A 3,751-nucleotide genomic window follows, 5' to 3' on the forward strand; every position below is an offset into this window, starting at 1 on the left:
TGTCTTTATCTACGGGTCGGTGTTGGGGGGGTGGGTTGGGGCGCGCCCGGGGGGGGGGGGGGGGGCGCGGGGGGGGGGCCCCCCCCCCCCCCCCCCGCCACCGTGGTACTGGCACCCCCGGGGGAAAGGCGCGCCGTTCCCTCTCCACACACTGGTACGCCTGGGCGATGGTCGCTCCGGTGGTGATCGTGATCGGCGTGATCATCGGGTACCCGCTGGTACGCGGGATCTGGCTCTCGCTCACCGACGCCAACGAGCGCAACGTCGCGCGGAGCATCGGCGTCAACGAAATCCCCGCGACCTACGAGTTCATCGGCCTGGACAACTACGTCGAGGCCCTCACCGGGGGACAGTTCCTCAGCACCCTCGGCTGGACGCTGGTGTGGACGGTGTGCTGTGTCTCCGTCACCTTCGGCCTCGGCCTCGGCCTCGCCAACATCCTCAACCGCAGGATCGCCGGCCGTTCCTTCTACCGGATGATGCTGATCCTGCCCTGGGCCGTGCCCGGCTTCGTCTCGGTCTTCGCCTGGCGCTTCCTGTACGACGAGCGCCGCGGCATGCTCAACCAGATCCTCGGCGGCGGCGGCATCGACGCCGTGCCGTGGCTCAACGACCCCACCTGGGCCAAGTTCTCGGTCATCGCCGTCAACGTCTGGCTGGGCGTCCCCTTCATGATGGTCGCCCTGCTCGGCGGATTGCAGTCCATCCCCGGTGAGCTCTACGAGGCCGCCGAGATGGACGGCGCGAACGCCTGGCAGCGCTTCCGGAACATCACGCTGCCCGGGCTGCGCTCGGTGTCCACCACCGTGATCCTGCTGAGCACCATCTGGACCTTCAACATGTTCCCGGTGATCTTCCTGCTCACCCGGGGCGGGCCAGGCGAGGCCACCCAGATCCTGGTCACCCAGGCGTACAAGTTCTCCTTCGAGATCAGCCCCCGTGACTTCGCCCAGTCGTCCACCTGGGGCGTCCTCATCCTGATCCTCCTGATGGTCTTCGCCGCGATCTACCGGCGAGTCCTCCGCAAGCAGGGAGAAGTCTGGTGACCACCGCACAGACCACCGCGACCAACGCCCCCCGGCGCGGGCGCCGCTCGCCGCTCGCCTCGATCGGGCTGCACACCACGCTGATCGTCGCCTCCGTGATCGCCGTCTTCCCGGTGCTGTGGGTCCTGCTCACCTCGCTCAAGCCGGCGAAGTACGCGACCACGACCGACTTCTTCAAGGAGACGACGCTCGCGAACTACACCGACCTGCTGGAGAACACCGAGTTCCTCGCATGGTTCGGCAACTCGCTGCTCATCGCGGGCCTCACCACGCTCCTCGGCGTCTTCGTCGCCTCCACCACCGGCTACGCCGTCAGCCGCTTCCGCTTCCCCGGCAAGCGCGGACTGATGTGGACGCTGCTGGTCACCCAGATGTTCCCGGTCGCCGTCCTGATCGTGCCGATCTACAACATCATGGCGACGCTCGGCCTGCTGAACAGGGCCGCCGGTCTGGTCATCACGTACCTCACCATCGCCGTCCCCTTCTGCGCCTGGATGATGAAGGGCTTCTTCGACACCATCCCGCGCGAGATCGACGAGTCGGGCCAGGTCGACGGGCTCAACCCGTTCGGCACCTTCTGGCGGCTGATCCTGCCGCTCGCCAAGCCGGGCCTCGCGGTGACCGCCTTCTACTCCTTCATCACCGCCTGGGGCGAGGTCGCCTACGCGTCCGCCTTCATGGTCGGCGACGAGAACCTCACGCTGGCCGGCGGACTGCAGAAGTTCGTCAACCAGTACGGCGCCCAGTGGGGTCCTATGTCCGCGGCCTCGGTGCTCATCGCCGTCCCGGCGGCGCTGGTGTTCCTCTTCGCCCAGCGGCACCTGGTGACCGGCATGTCCGCCGGCGCCGTCAAGGGCTGACCCTGAACACCCCACACGTACCTCCCTCCTTACCTCTCAAGGAAGACATGACCCAGCACCTCGCTGCCCCCGCCGCCGCCCCGACCACCGGCACGCACACGGGTTGGTGGAGAGACGCGGTGATCTACCAGGTCTACCCACGCAGCTTCGCCGACGGAAACGGCGACGGCATGGGCGACCTGGAGGGCATCCGCGGCCGGCTGCCGTATCTGAAGGAGCTCGGCGTCGACGCCGTCTGGCTCAGCCCGTTCTACGCCTCCCCACAGGCGGACGCGGGCTACGACGTCGCCGACTACCGGGCCATCGACCCGATGTTCGGCAGCCTCCTCGACGCCGACGCGCTCATCCGCGAGGCGCACGAGCTGGGCCTGCGGATCATCGTCGACCTGGTGCCCAACCACTCCTCCGACCAGCACGAGTGGTTCCAGCGCGCGCTGCGCGAGGGCCCCGGCTCCCCGCTGCGCGAGCGCTACCACTTCCGCCCGGGGAAGGGCGAGAACGGCGAACTGCCGCCCAACGACTGGGAGTCCATCTTCGGCGGCCCCGCGTGGACGCGGGTCGAGGAGGCGGACGGCACCCCCGGGGAGTGGTACCTGCACCTCTTCGCGCCGGAGCAGCCCGACTTCAACTGGGAGCACCCCGCCGTACGCGACGAGTTCCGCTCCATCCTGCGGTTCTGGCTCGACATGGGCGTCGACGGCTTCCGCGTCGACGTCGCCCACGGACTGGTCAAGGCCGAGGGGCTGCCGGACATCGGCGCGCACGACCAGCTCAAGCTGCTCGGCAACGACGTCATGCCGTTCTTCGACCAGGACGGCGTCCACGAGATCTACCGCTCCTGGCGCCAGGTCCTCTCCGAGTACGACGGAGAGCGCGTCCTCGTCGCCGAGGCGTGGACCCCGACCGTCGAGCGGACCGCGCACTACGTGCGCCCCGACGAGATGCACCAGGCGTTCAACTTCCAGTACCTGGGCACCCATTGGGACGCCGAGGAGCTGCGCCGGGTGATCGACGCCTCGCTCGCCGCGATGCGTCCGGTCGGCGCGCCCACCACCTGGGTCCTCTCCAACCACGACGTCACCCGGCACGCCACCCGCTTCGCCAACCCGGCGGGCCTCGGCACCCAGCTGCGCGAGCCCGGCGACCGCGAGCTGGGTCTGCGCCGGGCCCGGGCCGCGACGCTGCTGATGCTGGCGCTGCCCGGATCGGCGTACGTCTACCAGGGCGAGGAGCTCGGCCTGCCGGACGTCACCGACCTGCCCGACGAGGTCCGTCAGGACCCGTCGTTCTTCCGGGCCACCGGCCAGGACGGCTTCCGCGACGGCTGCCGGGTCCCCATCCCGTGGACCGTCGAGGGCAGCTCGTACGGCTTCGGCAGCGGCGGCAGCTGGCTGCCGCAGCCGGCCACCTGGGGCGGGCTCAGCGTCGAGGCGCAGGCCGGGGACCCCGGCTCCACCCTGGAGCTGTACCGCAGCGCGCTCGCCGTGCGCCGCGAACAGCCCGGGCTCGGTGCGGGCGAGGACATCGAGTGGCTGGAGGCCCCCGAGGGCGTGCTCTCCTTCCGCCGCGACGGCTTCGTCTGCACCGCCAACACCACCGGTCGGGCCATCTCCGTCCCGCTGCCCGGCCGGTTCCTTCTCTCCAACGAGCCCGTCTCCCACGGGGAGGGCTTCGCGGAGCTGCCCGCCGACACCACCGTCTGGTGGGCGGTGTGACCATCCCCCTGCCCCCGGGGGGGGGGGGGGGGGCCCCCCCCCCCCCCGCCCCCCCCCGCCCCCCCCGCGGGGGGCCCCCCCCCCCCCCCACCCCGCGCACCCCAGCGAACCCGGCCGGCCGGCCGCGCCC

Annotated in this window: 3 protein-coding genes; all 3 read left to right on the forward strand. The window is 70.7% G+C overall.

Features of this window, described 5'->3' with window-relative positions:
• Positions 1-35 precede the first annotated feature (35 nt).
• The 3 genes from ACFVZW_RS05540 to ACFVZW_RS05550 are packed head-to-tail and all read left to right on the forward strand — an operon-like array spanning position 36 to position 3,621.
• Positions 36-1,046, forward strand: coding sequence for a carbohydrate ABC transporter permease (locus tag ACFVZW_RS05540; RefSeq protein WP_384517092.1), 1,011 nt, complete (start codon positions 36-38; stop codon positions 1,044-1,046).
• Positions 1,040-1,906 (forward strand): sugar ABC transporter permease, encoded by an 867-nt coding sequence (locus tag ACFVZW_RS05545; protein ID WP_384517121.1) that lies wholly within the window; start codon positions 1,040-1,042, stop codon positions 1,904-1,906. The genes ACFVZW_RS05540 and ACFVZW_RS05545 overlap by 7 nt, the downstream gene beginning before the upstream one ends.
• Positions 1,907-1,953: 47 nt before the next feature.
• Positions 1,954-3,621, forward strand: coding sequence for an alpha-amylase family glycosyl hydrolase (locus ACFVZW_RS05550; RefSeq protein ID WP_384517096.1), 1,668 nt, complete (start codon positions 1,954-1,956; stop codon positions 3,619-3,621).
• Positions 3,622-3,751 lie beyond the last annotated feature (130 nt).

This window comes from Streptomyces sp. NPDC059567 (assembly GCF_042735655.1).
Classification (GTDB): domain Bacteria; phylum Actinomycetota; class Actinomycetes; order Streptomycetales; family Streptomycetaceae; genus Streptomyces.

Bases quoted from the DNA above. Each gene is read 5' to 3' on its own strand.
- ACFVZW_RS05550 (WP_384517096.1), top strand. From the start codon at position 1,954: ATGACCCAGCACCTCGCTGCCCCCGCCGCCGCCCCGACCACCGGCACG.